Below are 19,356 nucleotides of genomic sequence, written 5' to 3'. Positions count from 1 at the left end.
CGGGCAAGGAAGGGGGCTATGGGCCGGTCAGTTGATCCAGCACCTGTTGCAGATCGGAGAAATGAATCCGTTCCTGCTCAAGGCGCAGGTTGGGGCCGAAGCGATGGCTTTGAAGGGCGGTAAAAATAGTCTGTTCCGATGGTGTCAGGCGTGAAAGCGTCCGCCGGACGGGAGTGGGTTCCGTATCCCAGAATTGGCGGTAGGTCTGAAAAGTCTGTTCATCCATTAGAAAAGAGCGGGTATGTGGTAAAATGTCCCGGAGTTGGTCAAGAACGCCGAATCCGTGCGTGTCGATATCTCCCCAATAATAAACGGAGCAGTCTCGCAGCCAGTGGGCGCGCTTCAGGGAACCCCAGCAGTATCCCGCACCGAAGATGACCAGCGCATTTTCAAGCAGCGGAAATGCAAGAAAGCAATTTTCGTTTTCTACGATGAAAATGCGACAGCCTGAAAGAGGGAGGGCTGCGAAGCTTTCAGAGTCTAGGGTGATGTCCGGATGCGCGCAGGCGGGGACCGGAGACAGTGCGGCATCCAACACCCGAAAACGCACACGCAAAGGTTTGGTGCGAAAGCCGTAGCAAGATTCAAACTGGGCAGTGCCTGAATATGACGCATTAACAGCTTGCGCGGGGAGGGTATGCTGAAAAAGATTGGAAAGAATAGCCTTATGTTGTTCGATAAATTTGGTATGAATTCCCGGTAGGTCGACCTGTCTCAGATAGATATTGGGAGAAGGGTTTTCCTTCATCCAGAGAGTCAGCGTCAATAGTCGCTGCCATTCTGCCGCGTGACGATGGGCCGTCAGAGCATTTTGAGAGAGCCAGTCCTGCAAGAAAGGTGCCTGTTGCAGCGTAAGGTCATGCAGAGCCATGATCTGTCGGGCCATGTCTTCTTTGCCCAGAATGGCCAGAGCATCTTCCAATGTTTCAATAACGATCGTTTGCGGAAGTGTCTGTGCGCCTTGTGCCCGGTTGTTGACCGTGTGCGCAATGAGCTTGACATGCGGTATGGACTTGAGTGTGTCCACCCACTCTCTGACGGCAGGCAGGCGATGCGTAATATCGGATGCGCCTGGCGTGCGCAGGGGAAAGGCTATCGGAAACAGGCTGGTCCTGATGATAAGGGCATTTGGCAGTATGCCCCTTTTCCACAAGCGCTCAAGATGTGCTCTGAGGTCCGCCTGCGTGGTCCAGGTCACGCCAGGCTCTCATGCCTTGGCCGTTCTGGCGTTGAGTCATGCAGAGACGCCTTGTTGGTAAAATGCTCCTCGATACTGAGTACGCGCAGGCGCGAGTAATTCCCGTCCCGATTGTCGACAAAGCCGACACTCGAAACAAACGGTTCAATAATGTGGATTTTCTGCAATGGCGTAATGATAAGAAGCTGCATGTTCAGTTGCTGGAACAGCCGCAGACCATATTGGGTCGAGTCATCAGACCCACGGCCAAAAGCCTCGTCGATCACCACGAAGCGGAATGAGCGTGAGCGCACTTCACCCCATTCCAGCCCGAATTGATAGGCCAGGCTGGCTGCCAGAATGGTGTAGGCCAGCTTCTCTTTCTGGCCACCGGATTTGCCGCCTGAATCTGTATAATGGTCAAATTCGGTCTCATCCGCACGCCAGCGTTCGCTGGCAGCGAAGGAAAACCAGTTGCGTACATCGGTCACTTTTCTGGTCCACCGAAGATCCTGTTCCGCCCGACCCTCTCGCCCCCGGAAACGTTCGATAATCTCTTTGACCCGATGAAAGCGCCGTTCGGAATATTGTTCGGTATCATCTCCGGAAACGGAATTTTCCGTGCAGGCTCGAAGAGATGTCTGAAAATCCCGAATTTCCGGGTCCAATGTCTGGTGCGCTTCAAGGCGGATATAGCGGTCCGGATTGTAGTCAATCTGGGTGAGGGAGGTGTTGATGACCGAAATGCGCTCCTTGATGATCTCCCGTTCCTGCGCCAGATGTGCGTTGAAATTCGCAATTTCGTTGATGGTGTTGACAGTCATGAGATTCTTGAAGCGACTGACAAAGCGGGGCAGGTCATCCTTCTGGAGTTGTGCCAGCAATGCACAATATTCAGGGCCTGCTTTCAGATGACAGTCGATGTCCTGCGTTTCTAAAGGGTAAGTCGTCCGGAATTCACGCATGTCGCCCAAAATACTGTCACGCAGGCTATCCAGCGTGCGCTGAAGATGGTCGAGTTGTGTATCCAGCAGGTCACGAAGCTGCGTTTGCGCAACATCACAGGCATCGGGGCTGGTTAATTCAACACCATTCATCTGTCGCTGAAGCTGGTCGAGTTCCTGCTCATGCTGCGGTGTGAGCGCATAATCGTCCAGCACTGTCCGGCAATATTGCAAGCGTGCCTGAAGCGTTTCCATGGACTGGTCCAGCCGCGCCTGCTTTTTGAGCAGGACCATATAATCCGCTTCAGCCTGCCGCCATGCCTGTTCCGCCTGATCCTGCTGCTGCTTGAGTTCACGCAGAACATCGGATGTCGCTGTCAGTGCCTCCCGTTCTGCTGTGAGCTGGGCTGCTGTCTGCGCAGCACCATGCCAGTCCAGTTGGCTATAATCGGGATAGCGCTCCAGCCTGGTCAGGGTCTCAAACCGTTCCTGTAGCATCTTGCGGGTGTTTTCGGCCTGCGCAATCTCACCGGCATGTTTCTGTATCAGCGCTTCCTGTTCACGCTGTTTCTCTTCCAGGGCCGCAATCTTGATGGCATTGTTCCACCCCAGAACATAACGGCTTCGGTCATCGATCCGGTGACGATCGTCTTTCTCATGTCGCCCGCCCGCCTCCTTCACCTGTCCGGACCGGGTTACGGCCTTGCTGGAATTGCGAAAATGGTCCTGTGTTTCACAGCATGTAAAACCGAAGCGGTGAGCCAGTTCGTTTTCCACCCAGAGCCGTATGGGTGAGTCCGGATGGACCTCCAGTTTCTGGGCCAGCGTATTCGACTGGCGCGTAGCATGCGTGCCCGAGCGATGTTGCTGGATATGGTAATAGACCAGGCGGCCTTTCAGGTGCGTGCGGTCAACCCAGTCCACGACCTGCGCATAAAGATGATCCGGCACAAGCAGGGAGAGCGCAAAGCCATGCAACAGGCGCTCTGCCGCACCTTCCCATTCTCGTGCATCATCGCGTACACGGATGAGCTCTCCGGCAAAGGGTAAGTCTTCGGCGGAAACGTCCAAGGCATCACAGAGCATGGCGCGCATACGGATCTGCCGTTCGTCAATATTGCTCTGACGTTTCCGTAGGCTGTCCAGTTCGGTGACGATTTCGGCGTGCTGATTCTTTTCCTCGTGGAAAAGAATGCTTTGCTCGGTCAGGTCTTTTGCAAGCCAGGTGTCCTGCTTCTTCCACTCGCCTTTCTGCTTTTTGAGGTGAAGCGTAAGCTCTTGAAAGCCTTCGGGGGAGTCGGCTGGCCTGACGTTGAGCTGTTCCACAAGCGTGGCGTAGTGCGCGGCATTCCTGCGACGCTCCTCGCAGGTCTTTTCCGCCTGCTGGATGGCGGAAGCCAGTTGCTCCAGCCTGTCGCCGCCATTGGCGTAGATGGCCTGCCCGATCTCGTCCAGCTTTTGCCGGCAGGTTATGCGGGTAGCATCCTGTTCCGCCAATTGTTGCTGATTGGTTGTGGAGACCTCCTGCTCGTTGGCGATCTGCTGTTCGAGCAGCGTGGCTTTCCGGCTGGCAAAATAGCCCGGCAGAGCCTGTCGGAACGTCTTGAGTGTGTCGCTGCGGGCTTCACTGTCTTTGTGAGTGGCAAGGTCTTCGGCCAGGGGCGTCAGCAGGCTGATCTGTTTCTGGGCCTTCAGAACAGCCTGATGGGAGTCGTTCAGATCTTCAAAATGAGAAATCAGGGCATGGATACGGTCAGTGGCATCGAACCGCGCCAGCATATTTTCCCGTACGAAGTCCGTGATGTTGTCGACGGATTTCATGGAGACGGTTTGCAGGAACAGATCCAGTGCCTGCTCGTTTTCAATCCCGAAGCGGCGGCGGAACCATGCGGCATACCGGTTGAAGCTGTCTTCGACTTCCGCCCCCAGCGCGCGCAGATTCTTGCGCAGTTGCAGGATGTCGGTGCCAAAACCGGTAAAATGCTCCTGAATGGAGAGTTCTTTTTCTACGGATACAAAAAACCGTGCCGGCTGAACCTGCTGCTTTTTGGTCCAGAAAACCTGCGCCAGCGTTACGGTTTGCAGGTAGCCTTCGTTTTTGAAAACACCAAGAATAATCGTATAGCTCTGCGTATCGCGTAGGCTGACCGACTTGGTGGAGCCAGTCGCGTCGTTGCGTTCGGACTTATAATGGCCGGTGACGTATGAGCGGAGCGAGCGTTCCCGCGTTTCCGCCCCGGCGGCCTTGTTATAGACAATGCGCTGTGCGGGCACGAGCAGGGTCGTGATGGCATCCACCAGGGTGGATTTGCCAGAGCCGATATTCCCTGTAAGCAGCGCGTTCCGGCCGTTGAGGTCAAAGCGCCAGACGCGTTTGTCAAACGTGCCCCAGTTCAGCACTTCCAGACGATGCAGGCGGAACCCGGCCAGACGATCATCGACGGCAAAGTCTAGCGGGGCTTGCTGGGTATCACTCACGGTCGATCAGTCCTGCATCGGCATAGTCTGGAAAAAGCTGGGCGTCGGGCTCGGCGGCCTGCTCGGACGTGGCGGGCGCGGCCGCCAGGGGCTCGTCGGTCTGTTCCAGGCTGCGGGCATGTGCCAGGTAGGCTTCCAGCCGTTCGTCCAGCGTGGCCAGCCAGTCGGCATCAATATAGGCCTTGAGGATACGGCGCACCTCATAGCGGGGCGCCGTGCTGGCTGCGTCAGCACTGTCAGGCGCCATGGGGCGCAGAAAGCCGAGTTCCGTCACGCGACGGATGTAGGTTTCAATCTGCCCGAGCTGCCGGACTTCATTGCTGCTCTCCGGCAGGAACGTCTGGAGCATGGAGGCGATATCGTTCCGGCTGAGGATAAGCCGTGTTTCGCCCCCCACGGCATCGAATCGCACCAATTGCTGGCGGAGCAGGGCTAAAAGCAGACTGACATGAAAGGATAGCGGCCGCCGCGCGACCAGGCGGGGCATGCGCGCTGCGCCCTCATCCTCCTCCGCCTCGGGTATGCTGCGCAGATAGGCATAGCCTTCAGCGGGGTCGATCATCAGGACTAGCCCCAGCACGGATACATAATCCCGCATCTGATTTTGCAGATGGAGCAGGTGCCCCCATTGACCTTCATCGTCCTCCCGGTAGATCACGCCCTTCAGCAGGGCGATGGCGAGTGTGGAGAGAGACGCGGGGGATTGAGCCGGAGCCTGCCCGTCATCCGGGGCGTCGACCGTCTGGCTCATGCCGATCTCACGAAAATCACGCGTTGAAGGGTGGCGTCGCGCGTTATGATGGATCCGTCAGCGGTCATGATATCCCAGCTTACATGGTCGTTTGTCTTTTCATCAATGAGGCTCTCGAAGCGCTCACTGCTGAGTTGAAGATAGGCCACCAGTTCGGACAACCCCTGTTCCAGGGGATAACGGCGCAGCAGGGCTGCCAGGCTGACCTGCGGGACTTCTGCCAGAGCCTGCTGAATGTTTTCGGCCAGGCGCACCCGATCCACCATAACCTGTTCGTACAGGGCCGTCGGGTCGGCATCGTCCGTTTCATCGTCAGGAAGCGGGTCGATGGTCAGGATCGTGGGGAGAGGAGGCGTATAAAGCGGCCGTTCCATGAGCAGGTCTGGGGAGGCCGACATGGCATCAAGCCCGATCAGGGCCTCGTCGGGCGGGCAGTCGGACAGGTAGGGACGCATGGCGAGCGCGTGCGCCTCGATGTTGTACAGAATCTCCGTGATGCGCCTGCTTTCCTGCCGGCTCTGGTCATCGAGAAACTGACGCAGGCGATGAGACAGCTGCGCGACCGTGCGTTGCGTGTGTTCGCCGGCTTCCAGCCAGTCATAATGAATGCGGCGCAGCCGCGGGTCCGGGTGCAGGTTCGCAATAACCGGCAGGGAGAGAATGCGCTCCAGGTGCTGCGACAGTTCCTCCTGCCTGCGATTGGACATGAGGAAGTTCCAGAAGGCCTGAAAACTGCGTCCCTGGTCGGACTCATTGATCAGGTCGTGCTGGGTCAGGATTTCATCCAGCAGGGCGCCCTTGGTGCCATCCCACAAGGCAACGCGTTCTCGCACGGCGCGGTCCAGGCGGCGAAAATTATACTCCACCTCACGAAAATCGGCGAGAAGGTCGCGCGCCATGCGTGTGAATTGCGAGAACCGTTCCTTGATGCCGGTATCATCCATCAGGCTGAGGTCGCCGCTCTGGATTCGGGCGATTTCCGCGTCGATCTCGTCGCGACGCCGGCGCAGGTCCGCCAGGCGCTGGTCCGGGTCGCTCTGAGAGCCCTCATTCATCTGGCGCAGCAGGTCGAACAGCGTCCGCAGGCGCGATTCCGTGCCCACAAAGCTGCGTTCGGCCAGTTGCTCCAGCCATGACAGGACTTTCTCGGTGGCCGGGGTCATGTCGAACACGGCATTGTCCGTGCCATGCTGGTAGAATTTTCTCAGCCAACCTTTGTCGGGAGAAGCCCAGTCTTCCAGATACTCCCGCGCCGTTCTGGGAAACGCGGTCTCATCCAGTTGCTGGCGGAGCGCATACAGCACGTCTTCCAGCGCTTCCGCCATGCTCTCGGCTTCCAGGCTGCGCACATTGGGGCGGATGAACGCCTGATGCAGAAAGCTGAGAATAAGGGGCGCATGGTCCGAGCATAACAGGCGCCAGGCGGCATTATGCTGGCGCATGCTGTTCAGAGTCGTGAAATCGAGCTTCATCCGCGCCAGTCCATATCCGATCGACCACCGATGCCAAGGGGGCCTTGTTACAGGATGCAGCCCTGCGAGGCGAGGGAGGCGGTTCTCAGCGGTCTGGCGTGCCGGAGGAAGGCAACGGAACAGGCTGCCTCATCGACAGGACGTGGGCGGGAGGAAACCTCAATCAGCGGTTTCCTGACTGCCCGGCCGGGTATTCGGAAGGCCGGCGCCATCGGCCTCGGGCGCGCTCTCGGGCACGCGCTCGGCCAGCAACGCGCGGCGTTGGCCCAGCCACACCCCGTCGCGCATGTGGTCCCGGCGCGGGAAGCGTGTGTTCGGATGGATCAGGATGCTGAGCCCCTGATGATTGAGCATCAGCCAGGGCACGAGCGTCGCGAAGAGCGTGGTGTCGAACGCGACCTGATACATGGGCAGGGTGTGCGGCCCGACCGGCACCTCATGCCAGCGGCCGAGGCGCACGGCAAAGCGGTCGGCGATGGCCGCGCGCAGGCATTCGGCGGCCGCCCGCTCGTCCGGCCCTTCGAAATACACATGGGCGTGGTAGCTGGCGATCGTCTCGACCAGCCGGATCGGTTCGGGCATCGGCGTCATGTGGCCTTCCATTGTGCAGCCCGTTCGGGCCGGGCCTCGGACAGTGCCTTTTTCACGCCCGCCATGTCCAGATCGGCCGCATAGACTGGTGTGCCGGGCTGCTGCCGCCAGGATTCGTCCAGCCCACCGACATCGACCGGATCGAAGCCGAGATCATTCACCAGATCCAGCACGATCGCCTTCGCGGTGGGGTCGTCACCCGCGACCGGCAGGGCAATGCGCCCGTGCGTTCCCTGCGGTTTGCCGTTTTCCTGCAAATGGAGGGAATATATGTTGTTGAACACCTTGATGACCGGATGGCCGATTGTCTGCTCGACCCAGCGGCTTTCCGGCAGGCCGTCCTCGATCGCCGCAATCCGGCCGTCCCGTTGCTGGGGGTAGTAGTTCCCGGTATCGACGACCGGCAAGGCTGGGGGAACGTCCGCGAACAGATCGTGGGGCAAATGGGGAACGTTCTTCTCCGGGATCGTCAGCACGATCAGATCGACGTCCTTTACCGCCTCCTGCGGTGTGACCGCAGTCGCCCCTGTTTCGGCCGCGAGGTCGCTCAGGGTCGCCGGATTGCGGGAGTTGGCCACCAGAACGGTATGTCCCAGTGCCGTCAGGCGCCTGGTCAGGGCACTGCCAATGTGGCCGGCGCCGATAATGCCGATTTTCATATGCGTCTCCGGTGTCTGAGCATCTCTCGCAACTGTTGAGCTATGAACGACAGGCGACCGGGACAAGACCCCCCGGAAGAGTGGCCGGCAAGTCTTTCCCGTTCAGGAGCATCGGGCACGCAGGCCCAAGGTTCCCGAACGGATCAGACGTTTTTGGCTCTTTTCTCCAAAACCGAAGGAAGAATCCACGCTACCAGCGATAGCCGACCGAACCATAGACCCTGCGGAGCTGACCCCAGGCGCAGGACGAGCCGGAGGAGCAACTGACGACATATTGCTTGTCGAAGGCGTTGATCAGGCTGACGCGCATGTTCAGCCCTTTCAGGCTGTGCATGAGCGCACCGAAATCATAGGTCGCGCCGCCGTCGAAGACGGTATAGGCCGGGACTTTGAAAGAGTTGGCATTGTCTCCGTAAGTCGAACCGACATAGCGCAATCCGGCATTGATCGAGAGGCCCGGCGCGATGTCGCGGGGAAATTTGTAATCCACGAACAGGCTGACCGTATGGCGTGGAAGCTGCGACGGTGCCTTGTCCTTCATGGAGACGGTCTCGCCCGTATAGGTGGTGGTCGTCAGATTGGTGCGGCTGTTCTGCGGCTCCATGTAGCTGTAGGTCGCGCTCAGATTCAGCCCCTGGGCAAGATTGGCATTCGCCGACAGATCGACGCCGCGCACCCGGATCTGTCCGACCTGAAGATCGAAATTCTGGTGGTCCGGATCGTTGATCAGAACATTGTTCTCGCGCAGATCATAGGCGGCGGCGGTAAAGAGCATCTGTGAATGACGCGGCTGGTATTTCAGCCCGACTTCCCACTGCTTTCCCACCAGGGGAGACGCCTGTCCCGCACCGTAAATGTCACCGGATTGCGGGTTGAACGAGGTCGCGTAGCTGAAATATGGCGCGAGCCCGAAAGGCAGTTCGTACGATGCGCCGGCGTGCCAGGTGAAGGCACGCTGGAACTGATCGTACCAGTTGTTCCAGTCCTCCCGGCCGCCGAGCATGATGTTCAGGCCCTTCCACTGGAACTGGTCCTGAAAATAGATCCCTTCCTGTTCGAGGTAATTATGATCAGCGTCCCATTCATTGCCGCTGCCCTTGATGAAATCGGCGTAGGTGTACTGATGGTATCTCGGGGACAGAAGGTTGAGCGTCGGGACCGTGCTGAAATCGAAAGCGTAGCGATTGACATCCTTCTGCAATCGGTAATCCACGCCGATCAGGACGGTATGTTTGACGGGGCCGGTGGAGAAATCGCCCTGAAGGTGGTTGTCCAGCAGGACGGAATAACCCTGGTCGCTATTGACGAGCGCGTATCGCCTCATGTTCGAAGTGCCCGCGACCAGTCCCTGGCTGAACAACTGGGCAAAATAGCTGTCCACATGCTCGTAGCGGAAATTCTGGCTGAATTTCAGATGGCTGTTGAATATGTGGGAGAAGATATATTCAAAAAAACCACTATTCTGGTGTGAGTTCTGGAACGCCGGGTCGCTGGTGAAAGTGTACGGACTGTATTTCAGGTATTTCTGCGGAAATATGGCCCCCATGGCCGGACCGCCGGCGTTGGACATGAGTGCGGGCGTGTAATTATATTGGCCGATAAAGGTCAGTTCCGTCTTCCGGTCGATTTTCCAGGTCAGGGCGGGCTGGATCGCCAACCTTTCGTATTTCTTGTATTGCGTCTGGTCACCCTGCGTGTTGCCGATGGCGACGATGCGATACAGCAGGCTCCCGTCTTTGGTCAGCGGACCGCTGCTGTCGAACTGCCCTTCATAGCGGCCGTAGCTTCCGAAGCCGATATTGACCTGATTCTGGGCCTTCTCGGTCGGCCGCTTCAGGCTGACATTGATGATGCCGCCGGGTGCGGCCTGACCATACATGACCGAAGCCGGCCCGCTGAGCGCTTCCAGCCGGTCCAGCATGAACGGTTCGACAACCGAAGGCGAGACGCCGGTCATCAGCCCGTCCACGAACGTGTCGGACTGAAAGCCGCGCTGGTAGATGTCGTGGGAATTGTTCATCGGCGTTCCGCTGCCGCCGATCGGGTCCGATATGCCCGGAGCGTACCGCAGCGCCTCGTCGATGGTCAGGGGCTGAAGGTCGTCCATCTGCTGGCGGGTGATGACATAGATGGATTTGGGCGTGGTCAGGATCGGCGAGTCGGTCTTGGTCGCGGACAGCGAACGTGTGGCGACGAACCCTTCGCCAGGGCCATAGGGGGCCTGCGCATTCGGTTCGGAAACATGGCCGCCCACCTTGACCGGGCCAAGCACAATCGTGCTGGCTGATGTCTTCACCAGCGATACGCGGTTCCCCGCCGATCTGGAAAAACTATAGCCACTGCCGTTCAGGATGGTCGCCAGGGCCTGGTCCGCCGTCATGGTTCCCGAGACGGCATGCGCCTTCAGGCCCTTCACCTTGCCCATGTCATAGAAAATCTGAAGATGCGCCGCCTGGCTGAGGGCAAGCAGGGAACTGTTCAGGTCACCGGCCGGAATATTCACCGAAAGCTTCTGCTGCCCGGCGGTGATGCCGGCCGTCTGGGCCAGAGCAATCGCGGGGCACAGGGCGAGGGCACCGCAGGCCAGCGCGCTCCCCGACATCAGCAGGCGAAAAAGCAGAGTATTGTTGTATCCGCGCCTCTTGAACCCTCGCGCCGTCTTCCGATCCATGACTTCAATTGTCCTACCAGCCGGTTGGTCTCATGATCGCGAATGCAATGCATTTGCGTCATTGGGTAGGACGTCCGAGGGGAGGAAAGTCGGTAAGATTTTATTCCTGAAAAGTGAATATTTTTATTTTCAAACGAAATATCAATTGGTTGAAGGTGTTTTCCCCCGTTCCGGAAACAGCGCTAATAGATCACGGTGGCAAGGCGGGTGAGGGTGATCGTCTTTACGCCCAGTTCGCGGGTGATCGTCGTCACGGCCCCGTCGATATCGGCGCATGAGAACACACCGCTCACCCGACGCTCGCCAAGCCCCCGGCCCATGAGCAGGATGCGGCCGCGCCGGTAGCGATTGAGATGCGCGACAACGCGGGAGAGCGGCGCATCGTCGAACACAAGCTGCCCCGTGCGCCAGGCGGTCAGGGCGGCGACAGGTGCGGCCTGCGCCATGCCCAACGTGCCGTCGGGGTCGTAATGCGCACGCTGCCCCTCGGGCACGATCACCGAACGGGGGAGGTTATCGGCATTTCTGGTGGCCACCCGGACGCTGTGTTCCGTCACGGTGGTGTCGACCCCTCCGGCATCGCGGGTGACCATGAACTGTGTCCCCAATGCCGTCGCGGTGCCGCGCGCGGCCGCGACCACGAAGGGCCGGTGCTCGTCGCCGATCATGGGGGCAACCTTGAAATAGGCGCTACCGTCCAGCAGCGCGACACGCCGTTCGGTCGCACTGTAATGGATCGCAAGCGCGCTCCGGCTATCGAGATCCACGATACTGCCGTCCGCAAGCCGCACGGTACGGATTTCGCCAGGCGCGGTCGCATAATCGGCGAACCAGTGCGGTGCGTCGATCCAGCCCGCGCTGAGGCCGGCAAAGAGAAGCGCACAACCCAGTGCGCCGGTCGTCGCGGCAGCGGCCGCGTGGCGCCGACGCCGCGTCTTTTTTTGCCAGCCGCCCACGTCGAGGTCGGACCATAAGGCGGATGCGCGCCGAAAGGCGGCCTCATGAGCGGGAGAAGCCGCCCGCCACGCCCTCAGGCTCCGCTGGTCCTCCGGCCCGAGCGGCGTGCCGCCGAGGCGGATGATCCAGTCGGCGGCCTGGGCTTCGGTCGCCGCCTGCCGGTCGTCATCGGTGTCCGTCATGTCTCCTGCCCGTGAATCGTGATGGGGCGTATATGGTCAAGACGTTCCGGCATCAGGAAAGCAGTAACGAAGACCGCATGAATCAGGCCGGGAGCCGACGCAGCAGATGCCGCAGCGCGGTCGCGAGGTGCTTCTGTACCGTGCTTTCCGAGACATCGAGACGGGCGGCAACCTGCCGGTAATTAAGGCCGGAAACCCGGTTGAGCACGAAGATGCGGCGCGTCAGTCGAGGCAGCTCATCCAGGATGGCAGCAAGCTGGCGGATCTTCTGCCGTGCCGCCGCCACCTCCTCGGGCCAGGGCTGGTCGTCGGCGATGTGGGCGAGGTCGTCATGCGTGACGCTCGCGGTGCGCCGTCTGCGTAAGGCGCGCACATGGTCCACCGTCAGGTTCCGCGCCGTGCTGTACAGGAAAGAGCGGCAGGCACCGGCCGGAAGCGCATCCCCATGCTCGATGAAGCGCAGGAAGGTCTCCTGCACGAAATCGGTCGCCAGATCGCGGTCATGCAGCCGCCGGTTGACATAATCGGCCAGTTCCCGGCGATGGCGCAGAAAGAGCCCGCTGATCCGTCTCATGTCCACGAAATATGCCGCCCGACTTCCATGACGCTTCCCGCCTCCTAGCACTGTTGATAATTATTCGCAATTATGGGAGGTATTTTTGTTATCGGACCTGGTCCGGTATGTCGCAATCGTCTTTTTATCAAAGGATTGTACGCTTCCCGCTGCCATCCTGACGGCAGCGGGGCAGGCACCGCTGGTGTTGACAGCAATTCTTAATCTGGTCATCTGATGGGACGCAGCGGAAAACGGCCCGAGGGCCGGAAGGCCGGACGGGCAGCGGCCGGATCGGAAGACGCGGCCCGAGGTGTGATCCGCGTGGGCATGGCCTGAGCCGCAAGGATGAGGTTGGATACGATGAACGCCGGTTCCCGGAGCTGGCCGGAAATCTTCTCTGAGCAACGATCGGGTCTGCTGCGGTTTCTGTTCCGGAAAGTCGGCAACCACGCGCTTGCGGAAGACCTGACCCACGATGTGTGGGTCCGTATTGCTCGCCGCCATCATCCCGAGATGCCGGACAGTCCCGCGAAATATCTGTACCGGATTGCATCGAATCTGGCGCTCGACCACCTGCGGAGAGACACTCTTCAGATCGAGATCCAGGCGGATGAGCGCCAGACCGGCGCCATCGCCGCACCCAACGCCTCTCCCGAAGAGATCGCGATTCAGCGGGACCAGCTTGAACGATTGCGTGCCGCTGTGGAAACCTTGCCCCCGCGTTGTCGCGAAGTCTTCATTCTTGCGAAATTGGAAGGGCTTTCCTATCAGCGGGTCGCGGATAGGCTCGGGATCAGCCGCAATACGGTCGTGACGCACATGGTCACCGCACTCGCGGCCCTCGACCGGGCGCTGGCACAGGAAAAATAGAACTTTGTTCTCTCTTTTTCCGCATCCTCATGCGCTCGGTCCTGCAAGAGGGCATCCGTCGCGCGCGGTTGACGTCCATGGTGTCGTGCGGGCCATGATGGAGCGCGCCTGCAACGCGCGAAGACGATGATGGATGAAGACGACCAGGCACCCGCGCGGCAGGAGGCGCTTCACTGGCTGGCAATCCTGAACGATGTCGATACCAGTGAAGACGACCGGCGGGCATGGGCGGCATGGCTTGCCCAGGGAGAAACGCAACAGCGCGCATGGGCTAATGCCACCATGCTGTGGTCCCGGCTGGATGCCCTCGCACCGGAGAGGGGGCCGGGCGTCATCGCGCCCCCCATAGCCAATGATCCGGGCCCGCGCCGCTTGAGCCGGCGGCAATGGATGGGCACTGCGGCGGCCGCCGTAACGGGCATTGTGGCGGGCGGCGGCTATGTGGCGACCCATCCGGAGTTCTTCGCGGACTACCGAACTGGCATCGATACGTCGCGAACGATTGCCCTCGCCGACGGCTCCACAGTCGAACTGGCACGGAGCACCGCCCTGTCCGTGTCCTGGTCACCTCGCATGCGCCACATGACGCTTCATGCCGGCCAGGCCCTGTTCGATGCCCGATACGATCCGCATCGGCCGTTTCTCGTCACGGCGGGGGGCGCAGTCATGCGGACGGATGCCGCCCTGTTCGACGTGAATCACCTGACCGACAGTACCCTGGTCACAGCCATTCGGGACGAGGTGACGGTCACCCCTCCCGTCGGAGGGATCAGGCTGGCCGCAAGCCAGCAGGTCCGCTGTGCGAACGGTAGCGCGGCCGGGCCGACGACCGTCGACCCGGCATTCGTTCTTGCATGGCGGGATAACCGGCTGGTGGCGGATGGCATGCCGCTGGCCGATTTCGTGACCGAACTGTCCCGATATCGCCGAGGTCGTATCCTGATCATGGACCCGCGCCTGAAGGCCTTGCCGGTTACGGCAGCCGTCAGCGTGACGGACCCCGATGCAGCGATCGCGACCATCGCGGCGTCGCTGCGCCTGCGCGTGCGGCATTACACGCCCTGGCTGGTCACCCTCTCGCCCATAAGCTGAACAGCCTTCGCAAAAAAATTGCTTCGGGCACTCATATCATTCTCGTCGCCGTTCGTCCTCACTAATGGATGCGATTTTTTCTCATTTGCATGGACGAGAGCCATGCCGATGGATAACGGAACGGTAAGATGGACATGCGTGCGACAGGCAGGGTCGGTTACAGGATACCCCTTCGAAAATCTTCAAACAGGCACGGCAGGGAAAATCCTTGCGCTCCCAGCCTTCTTTCCCTGACAGGTTCCCTCGGCTTCGCCACCCTTGTCGGTACGGTCCTGCTCAACTCCTCTCCTGTCCGCGCGGCGGAGACAACGCGCGCGTCCCCTGATGCGTCCGCCAGGGTCTATCATCTGGATATTCCCGCGCAGGCCCTGTCGTCGGCGCTGGTGGCATTGTCCAATGTCACCGGCGTCCAGCTTTTCTACAGCAGCCAACTCAGCCAGGGTCTGCGTTCGACGGCGATCAGCGGTGACATGTCCCTGTCCACCGCGCTTGAGCGGATTCTCGCCGGCACGGGCCTGGCCTATCGATTGACGGGTCCCAACAGCGTCACGCTCGGCAAGGCCTCTTCCTCCACCATCACGCTGGGGCCGGTGCGTGTCGGCGGCATGGTCGTGCATCAGAATCCAGCCGGTCCCGGTGTCGGCTACGTGGCGGAAAACACGGTGGTGGGCACCAAGACCGACACACCGCTGCGGGAAATCCCCAATTCGATTTACGTGATCACGAAACAGCAGATGATCGACCAGCAGCCCCAGAACCTCATGGAGGCATTGCGCTATACACCGGGGATCAACGCCGAGACGATGGGCGGCTACCAGTCCGGCGCCGCCAACAGCAATAACATCATGCAGCGCGGATTCGGTACCTCGCAGTTCGTCGACGGCATCCGTTCCTACTCCTACAGCGCTGGCGAGACCGCGTTTCTGGAACGGGTCGAAGCGCTCAATGGCCCGGCCTCCGTCATGTATGGCCAAACCACGCCCGGCGGCATGATCGACATGAGCCTGAAAAAGCCGACGGATACGCCGCTGCACGAAGTCACGCTCGGTTTTGGCAATTGGGGCCGCTACGAGGCCACGCTCGATCTCAGTGACAAGGTTACGAGGTCCGGCAATGTGCGCTACCGCGTGGCCGCTATCGGCGTGACCCAGGGCACCCAGACGAACAATCTCGATTACAACCGCGTGGGTGTCCTGCCATCGCTCACGTGGGATATCGACCGCAAGACCTCGCTGACCCTGCTGGGCAGCTATCTCTACACACCCGGAAACGGCCTGAACAATACACAGCTTCCACCCTCCGTGCTGCTGGACAATCCCAACGGGCGCATCCCCCGCAGCCGCTTCTTTGGCGACCCGAACTGGAATGTCGACGGCAACCGCGACGCGATGTTCGAATATATGTTCCAGCATAAATTCGGCGATGCCATCAATTTCAGCCAGACGTTCCGATGGGAACAGTCCTCAAGCTGGACCCGCAGCATGAACACCGGTGGCGGCATGATTTCGCCGACGCTGCTCGAGAGGATGCCGATGCAGACGCATTCCGAAAGCACGACCATCGGGCTGGACAGCAGGGTAGGGGGAAAATTCAATCTCGGCCCGGTCCGCAATACCTGGATCGTCGGTTCCGATTTCCGGCAGTACGAATATTCAACCAGCAACTATATCGACTGGACACCCGGACATAACGGTTATCCCGGCGAAGACGGCTACAGCGTCGTGGATATCTACAACCCGCAGAGCAATTACGTTCCCTGCATCGACATAAGGTCGAGTGCATGCATGGTCACCCATCCCCACGGCACCTATCAGTATTTTCAGGAAGGTGTCTATTTCCAGGATCAGATAAAATATAAAAGACTCTCCGTCACGCTCGGTGGTCGTCAGGACTGGATCAATTACCACGGCCATGGTGGCCTCGCGAGCAATCGCAACGCAAGTCATAGTATAACCGATACAGACAATAGCCAGGTCCCTCGGCCCCAGAACGCTTTCACCTGGCGCGCCGGCATCGTCTATAATTTCGATTTCGGCCTGTCGCCCTATTTCAGCTATTCGACATCCTTCGTCCCGCAAAGCGGCTCTGACTGGAATGCCAAGCCGTTCCCCCCTCTGACCGGTAGCCAGATGGAGGCGGGCCTGAAATATGAAACAGCGGACCACAATGTCATGGTGACGGCGGCGGCCTACCGCATCAACGAAGACCATTATCTGGTCAACGATCCTGTGCACACCAATTATTCGGCAGATGGCGGCCGGGTGCGGTCGGAAGGCTTCGAAGTCTCGGCGCATGCCAACATCACCCGCGATCTGCGCTTCATGGCGTCCTACAGCTATATTTCGGCCACCTACGCCAAGACCAATCTCTCCGACGAGCAGGATTTTCCCGATGGTACCGCCGGTGCGGTCATCTCGGAGAGGGGAAAATACATTCAATCCGTGCCGCGCAACCTCGCCAACGCCTTTCTCGACTACACCCCGCCGGTTCGCGTCCTGAAAGGTTTCGGTTTCAATGGCGGCGTCCGTTATGTCGGCTTCACCTATGCCGATGCCGTGAACAGCTTCAAGGTCCCGTCCTATGTGCTGTTCGATATCGGCGCGCATTACGATTTCGCCCAGGCCGCACCGTTCCTGAAAGGGCTTCGCGGCCAGTTGGCGGTCTCCAACCTGACCAACAAATATTACGTCACCTCATGCGGCGGCACCTATTCCTGCTATCTCGGCCAGGGCCGGCGCGTGTACGGCAACCTCTCCTATCGCTGGTAGGCGGGCCGCCCCGGCCGTTCCGCATGCGCCGAATGTGCCAGGCGCATTCCTGACGGATTCGTGAGTTCACGCCGCAAGCGCCGGAATTCCATGCCTCCGGCGCATCGCGCAGAGCAGCCATCGGTCCGGGTGACGGATTTTTTCGGAATTTCCGTTACCGAAAAGCCGGTTTGAATCGTCTTAGACAATAGAGGCCCCTGTTTCGGTTCCATGGGGGCCGCGGAGCCGCCCCTCGGCGAGGGCTCCCCCTGCGGCATGAAAGAGGATGCGAGACGTGACTATGCGTGGATTTGGGCATTGCGACTCATTCGTAGACGCATCTTCTGCGCCATCCAGGGACAGGGCCTGAGGCATGACGACCGCCACGCTGCGCCGCTGGTTCGTCGTCCATAAATGGACGAGCCTGGCCTGCACGCTGTTTCTGCTGATCGTGTGCGTGACCGGCCTGCCGATGCTGTTCTCCGAACAGATCTGGGACGCCTTCATCGGCGACGACGACCCGCCATACGAGGTCCTGCCACCGGGAACGCCCAATGCCGGCCTTGATGAGATCGTGGGCAAGGCCCGCGCGCTCTATCCGGGGCAGATCGTCACCAACGTCGCGCCCGACGACGACGAGCCCGCCGTGCTCGTCTCCATGGCCCCCTCGTGGCAGGCCCTGAAGGACGACGAGACGTTTCCCGACCGCCATTCCGGTCACTGGATCAAATTCGACGCTCGCACGGCGAAGGTGCTGAAACAATCCCGGCCGGCCGATGCGCCGAAGGCGCCGCGCACCTGGACGGCCGCCATCCTGGGCACCTGCACCCGCCTGCATATGAACCTGTTCGCCGGCCTGCCGGGTGCCCTGTTCATGGGCGCGATGGGCGGCGTGTTCGTGGCCTCCCTGGTCTCCGGGACCGTGCTCTACGGCCGTTTCATGAAGCGGCTACCCTTCGGCAGCGTCCGGCGCGATCGTGCCGCGCGCCTGGCTTGGCTCGACCTGCATAACCTGCTGGGCGCGGCGACCCTGGTCTGGGCGCTGGTGGTCGGCTTCACCGGACTGGTCAACGAACTCCAGACCCCGCTCTTCGGCCTGTGGCGCGTGACGGATGTCCGGCAGATCCTCAAGCCCTATGCCCATCTGCCTGTGCCGGCGCAGGACCATCTGTCCTCCGTGCAGGCGGCCTTCGATACGGCGCGCAAGGCCGCTCCCGGCAACGAGGTCACGGGCCTTTCCTTTCCGGGCGCCTCCTTCGGCAGTCCGGTCCATTACGTCCTGTGGACGCGCGGGGCCACGCCGCTGCGGGCCCGCCTGTTCACGCCGGTCCTGATCGATGCCCGGACCGGGAACCTGACGGGAGCCTATCCGATGCCGTGGTATCTGCGTTTTCTCGAAATCTCGCGTCCGCTGCATTTCGGCGATTATGGCGGCATGCCGCTGCGCATCCTCTGGGCGCTGCTGGATGTGATGGTCATCGTCGTCCTGGTCAGCGGGCTGGTGCTGTGGGCAGGCAAGCGCAAGGTCGCCACCGACGCCCGCCTGCGCGCCCTGGGCTACGATCTCGATGACGGAGACGGCACCCCCGTTTCCGCGCTGGCGGAGGGTGCGCGATGAACGCCTTTCCGCCCGCACAGGCCCTCTCCGGCCGCCGGCCGTCGGTCGCGGTCTGGCCGTGGCCGATCGCGCTGGGGCTGCTGACCGTCTTCGGCCTGCTCTCGGCCCTGCTGGGGCAGCACGGCATCTGGCTGGCCCTGTCGTGGGCAGTCCTTTCCCTTCCCCTCATCGTGACGGTGATCTGCCTGGTGCGGGCATGGAGCCGGCCATCTGACAAAGGAGGTCGTTCATGATCGACCTGTCGTTCTCCCCGTGGGAGATGTTCCTCAATGCCGGGCCGGTGGTCCGCTGCGTGATGACCCTGCTGGCGGTGGCATCACTGCTGACCTGGACCATCTTCATCGCCAAGTCGGTCGAACTGTTCCGCACCCGCATGGCGCTGACGAAGGCGGAAAAGACGCTGGAGACGGCGGGAACGCTCGATCTCGGCGAGCAGGGCACCCGCGAAAACTGTATCGCCCACACGCTGGTCATGGCCGCCGAGACCGAACGCCAGCGCTCGCACGACATCCCCGACGACCATGACGGGCTGAAGGAGCGGATCGTCCTGCATCTGGAGCGGCTGGAAGCCGCCGAGGGCCGCAAGTTGAT

14 protein-coding genes and 1 pseudogene are annotated in these 19,356 nt (G+C 60.5%); 6 read left to right on the top strand and 9 right to left on the bottom strand.

Annotated elements, in window-relative coordinates; genetic code table 11:
* Positions 1-16: 16 nt before the first annotated feature.
* From C7453_RS17130 to C7453_RS17090, 9 genes are all read right to left on the bottom strand, one after another.
* Positions 17-1,198 (bottom strand): Wadjet anti-phage system protein JetD domain-containing protein, encoded by a 1,182-nt coding sequence (locus tag C7453_RS17130; protein WP_114729272.1) that lies wholly within the window; start codon positions 1,196-1,198, stop codon positions 17-19.
* Positions 1,195-4,599, bottom strand: coding sequence for an ATP-binding protein (locus C7453_RS17125; protein ID WP_114729270.1), 3,405 nt, complete (start codon positions 4,597-4,599; stop codon positions 1,195-1,197). The genes C7453_RS17130 and C7453_RS17125 overlap by 4 nt, the downstream gene beginning before the upstream one ends.
* Positions 4,592-5,350 carry a DUF4194 domain-containing protein gene (locus C7453_RS17120; RefSeq protein WP_114729268.1) on the bottom strand — a complete coding sequence of 253 codons (759 nt, stop codon included), beginning with the start codon at positions 5,348-5,350 and terminating at the stop codon, positions 4,592-4,594. Before C7453_RS17120 ends, C7453_RS17125 begins: the two co-directional genes overlap by 8 nt.
* Complete coding sequence (locus C7453_RS17115) at positions 5,347-6,822, bottom strand: DUF3375 domain-containing protein (protein ID WP_114729266.1); 1,476 nt, start codon at positions 6,820-6,822, stop codon at positions 5,347-5,349. The genes C7453_RS17120 and C7453_RS17115 overlap by 4 nt, the downstream gene beginning before the upstream one ends.
* A 159-nt stretch (positions 6,823-6,981) precedes the next feature.
* Positions 6,982-7,413: a DOPA 4,5-dioxygenase family protein gene (locus C7453_RS17110; protein ID WP_114729264.1), complete on the bottom strand. Its 432-nt coding sequence runs from the start codon at positions 7,411-7,413 to the stop codon at positions 6,982-6,984.
* Entirely contained in the window at positions 7,410-8,072 is a 663-nt protein-coding gene (locus C7453_RS17105) for an NADPH-dependent F420 reductase (RefSeq protein WP_114729262.1), read from the bottom strand. Before C7453_RS17105 ends, C7453_RS17110 begins: the two co-directional genes overlap by 4 nt.
* 190 nt (positions 8,073-8,262) lie before the next feature.
* Positions 8,263-10,743, bottom strand: coding sequence for a TonB-dependent siderophore receptor (locus C7453_RS17100; RefSeq protein WP_114729260.1), 2,481 nt, complete (start codon positions 10,741-10,743; stop codon positions 8,263-8,265).
* A gap of 182 nt (positions 10,744-10,925) precedes the next feature.
* Positions 10,926-11,882, bottom strand: a complete 957-nt coding sequence (locus C7453_RS17095) for a FecR family protein (protein WP_114729258.1) — start codon at positions 11,880-11,882, stop codon at positions 10,926-10,928.
* Positions 11,883-11,964: 82 nt separating this feature from the next.
* Positions 11,965-12,456 carry an RNA polymerase sigma factor gene (locus C7453_RS17090; RefSeq protein ID WP_114729256.1) on the bottom strand — a complete coding sequence of 164 codons (492 nt, stop codon included), beginning with the start codon at positions 12,454-12,456 and terminating at the stop codon, positions 11,965-11,967.
* Between the two features lie 342 nt (positions 12,457-12,798).
* Here C7453_RS17090 and C7453_RS17085 point away from each other — a divergent pair, with 342 nt between their 5' ends.
* The 6 genes and pseudogenes from C7453_RS17085 to C7453_RS17060 form a co-directional block, all read left to right on the top strand.
* On the top strand, positions 12,799-13,308 hold the full coding sequence (locus tag C7453_RS17085; RefSeq protein ID WP_170143269.1) for an RNA polymerase sigma factor: 510 nt from the start codon (positions 12,799-12,801) through the stop codon (positions 13,306-13,308).
* A 126-nt stretch (positions 13,309-13,434) separates the two neighbouring features.
* A complete protein-coding gene (locus C7453_RS17080) occupies positions 13,435-14,400 on the top strand; it encodes a FecR family protein (protein ID WP_114729252.1) in 966 nt (321 codons plus the stop codon).
* A gap of 128 nt (positions 14,401-14,528) precedes the next feature.
* Positions 14,529-17,168 carry a TonB-dependent siderophore receptor gene (locus C7453_RS17075; RefSeq protein ID WP_245949127.1) on the top strand — a complete coding sequence of 880 codons (2,640 nt, stop codon included), beginning with the start codon at positions 14,529-14,531 and terminating at the stop codon, positions 17,166-17,168.
* Positions 17,169-17,520: 352 nt separating this feature from the next.
* The gene (locus tag C7453_RS17070) at positions 17,521-18,765 is read left to right on the top strand and encodes a PepSY-associated TM helix domain-containing protein (RefSeq protein WP_114729250.1); all 1,245 of its coding nucleotides are present in this window, start codon (positions 17,521-17,523) and stop codon (positions 18,763-18,765) included.
* Complete coding sequence (locus C7453_RS17065; protein WP_114729248.1) at positions 18,762-18,998, top strand: hypothetical protein; 237 nt, start codon at positions 18,762-18,764, stop codon at positions 18,996-18,998. The genes C7453_RS17070 and C7453_RS17065 overlap by 4 nt, the downstream gene beginning before the upstream one ends.
* Positions 18,995-19,356, top strand: a pseudogene (locus C7453_RS17060) (tonB-system energizer ExbB); the annotation flags it as partial. The gene C7453_RS17065 and the pseudogene C7453_RS17060, both read left to right, overlap by 4 nt.

This window comes from Gluconacetobacter liquefaciens (assembly GCF_003350405.1).
Taxonomy (GTDB): domain Bacteria; phylum Pseudomonadota; class Alphaproteobacteria; order Acetobacterales; family Acetobacteraceae; genus Gluconacetobacter; species Gluconacetobacter liquefaciens.
Note: the sequence above shows the minus strand (reverse complement) of the source record. Positions and strands in the feature narration are given on the sequence as shown.

What these genes read in the sequence shown, in the direction of transcription:
- C7453_RS17120 (WP_114729268.1), bottom strand. Translation starts at nt 5,350, where the DNA reads ATGAGCCAGACGGTCGACGCCCCGGATGACGGGCAGGCTCCGGCTCAA.
- C7453_RS17115 (WP_114729266.1), bottom strand. Translation starts at nt 6,822, where the DNA reads ATGAAGCTCGATTTCACGACTCTGAACAGCATGCGCCAGCATAATGCC.
- C7453_RS17110 (WP_114729264.1), bottom strand. Translation starts at nt 7,413, where the DNA reads ATGACGCCGATGCCCGAACCGATCCGGCTGGTCGAGACGATCGCCAGC.
- C7453_RS17105 (WP_114729262.1), bottom strand. Translation starts at nt 8,072, where the DNA reads ATGAAAATCGGCATTATCGGCGCCGGCCACATTGGCAGTGCCCTGACC.
- C7453_RS17100 (WP_114729260.1), bottom strand. Translation starts at nt 10,743, where the DNA reads ATGGATCGGAAGACGGCGCGAGGGTTCAAGAGGCGCGGATACAACAAT.
- C7453_RS17095 (WP_114729258.1), bottom strand. Translation starts at nt 11,882, where the DNA reads ATGACGGACACCGATGACGACCGGCAGGCGGCGACCGAAGCCCAGGCC.
- C7453_RS17090 (WP_114729256.1), bottom strand. Translation starts at nt 12,456, where the DNA reads ATGAGACGGATCAGCGGGCTCTTTCTGCGCCATCGCCGGGAACTGGCC.
- C7453_RS17085 (WP_170143269.1), top strand. Translation starts at nt 12,799, where the DNA reads ATGAACGCCGGTTCCCGGAGCTGGCCGGAAATCTTCTCTGAGCAACGA.
- C7453_RS17080 (WP_114729252.1), top strand. Translation starts at nt 13,435, where the DNA reads ATGATGGATGAAGACGACCAGGCACCCGCGCGGCAGGAGGCGCTTCAC.
- C7453_RS17075 (WP_245949127.1), top strand. Translation starts at nt 14,529, where the DNA reads ATGGACATGCGTGCGACAGGCAGGGTCGGTTACAGGATACCCCTTCGA.
- C7453_RS17070 (WP_114729250.1), top strand. Translation starts at nt 17,521, where the DNA reads ATGACGACCGCCACGCTGCGCCGCTGGTTCGTCGTCCATAAATGGACG.
- C7453_RS17065 (WP_114729248.1), top strand. Translation starts at nt 18,762, where the DNA reads ATGAACGCCTTTCCGCCCGCACAGGCCCTCTCCGGCCGCCGGCCGTCG.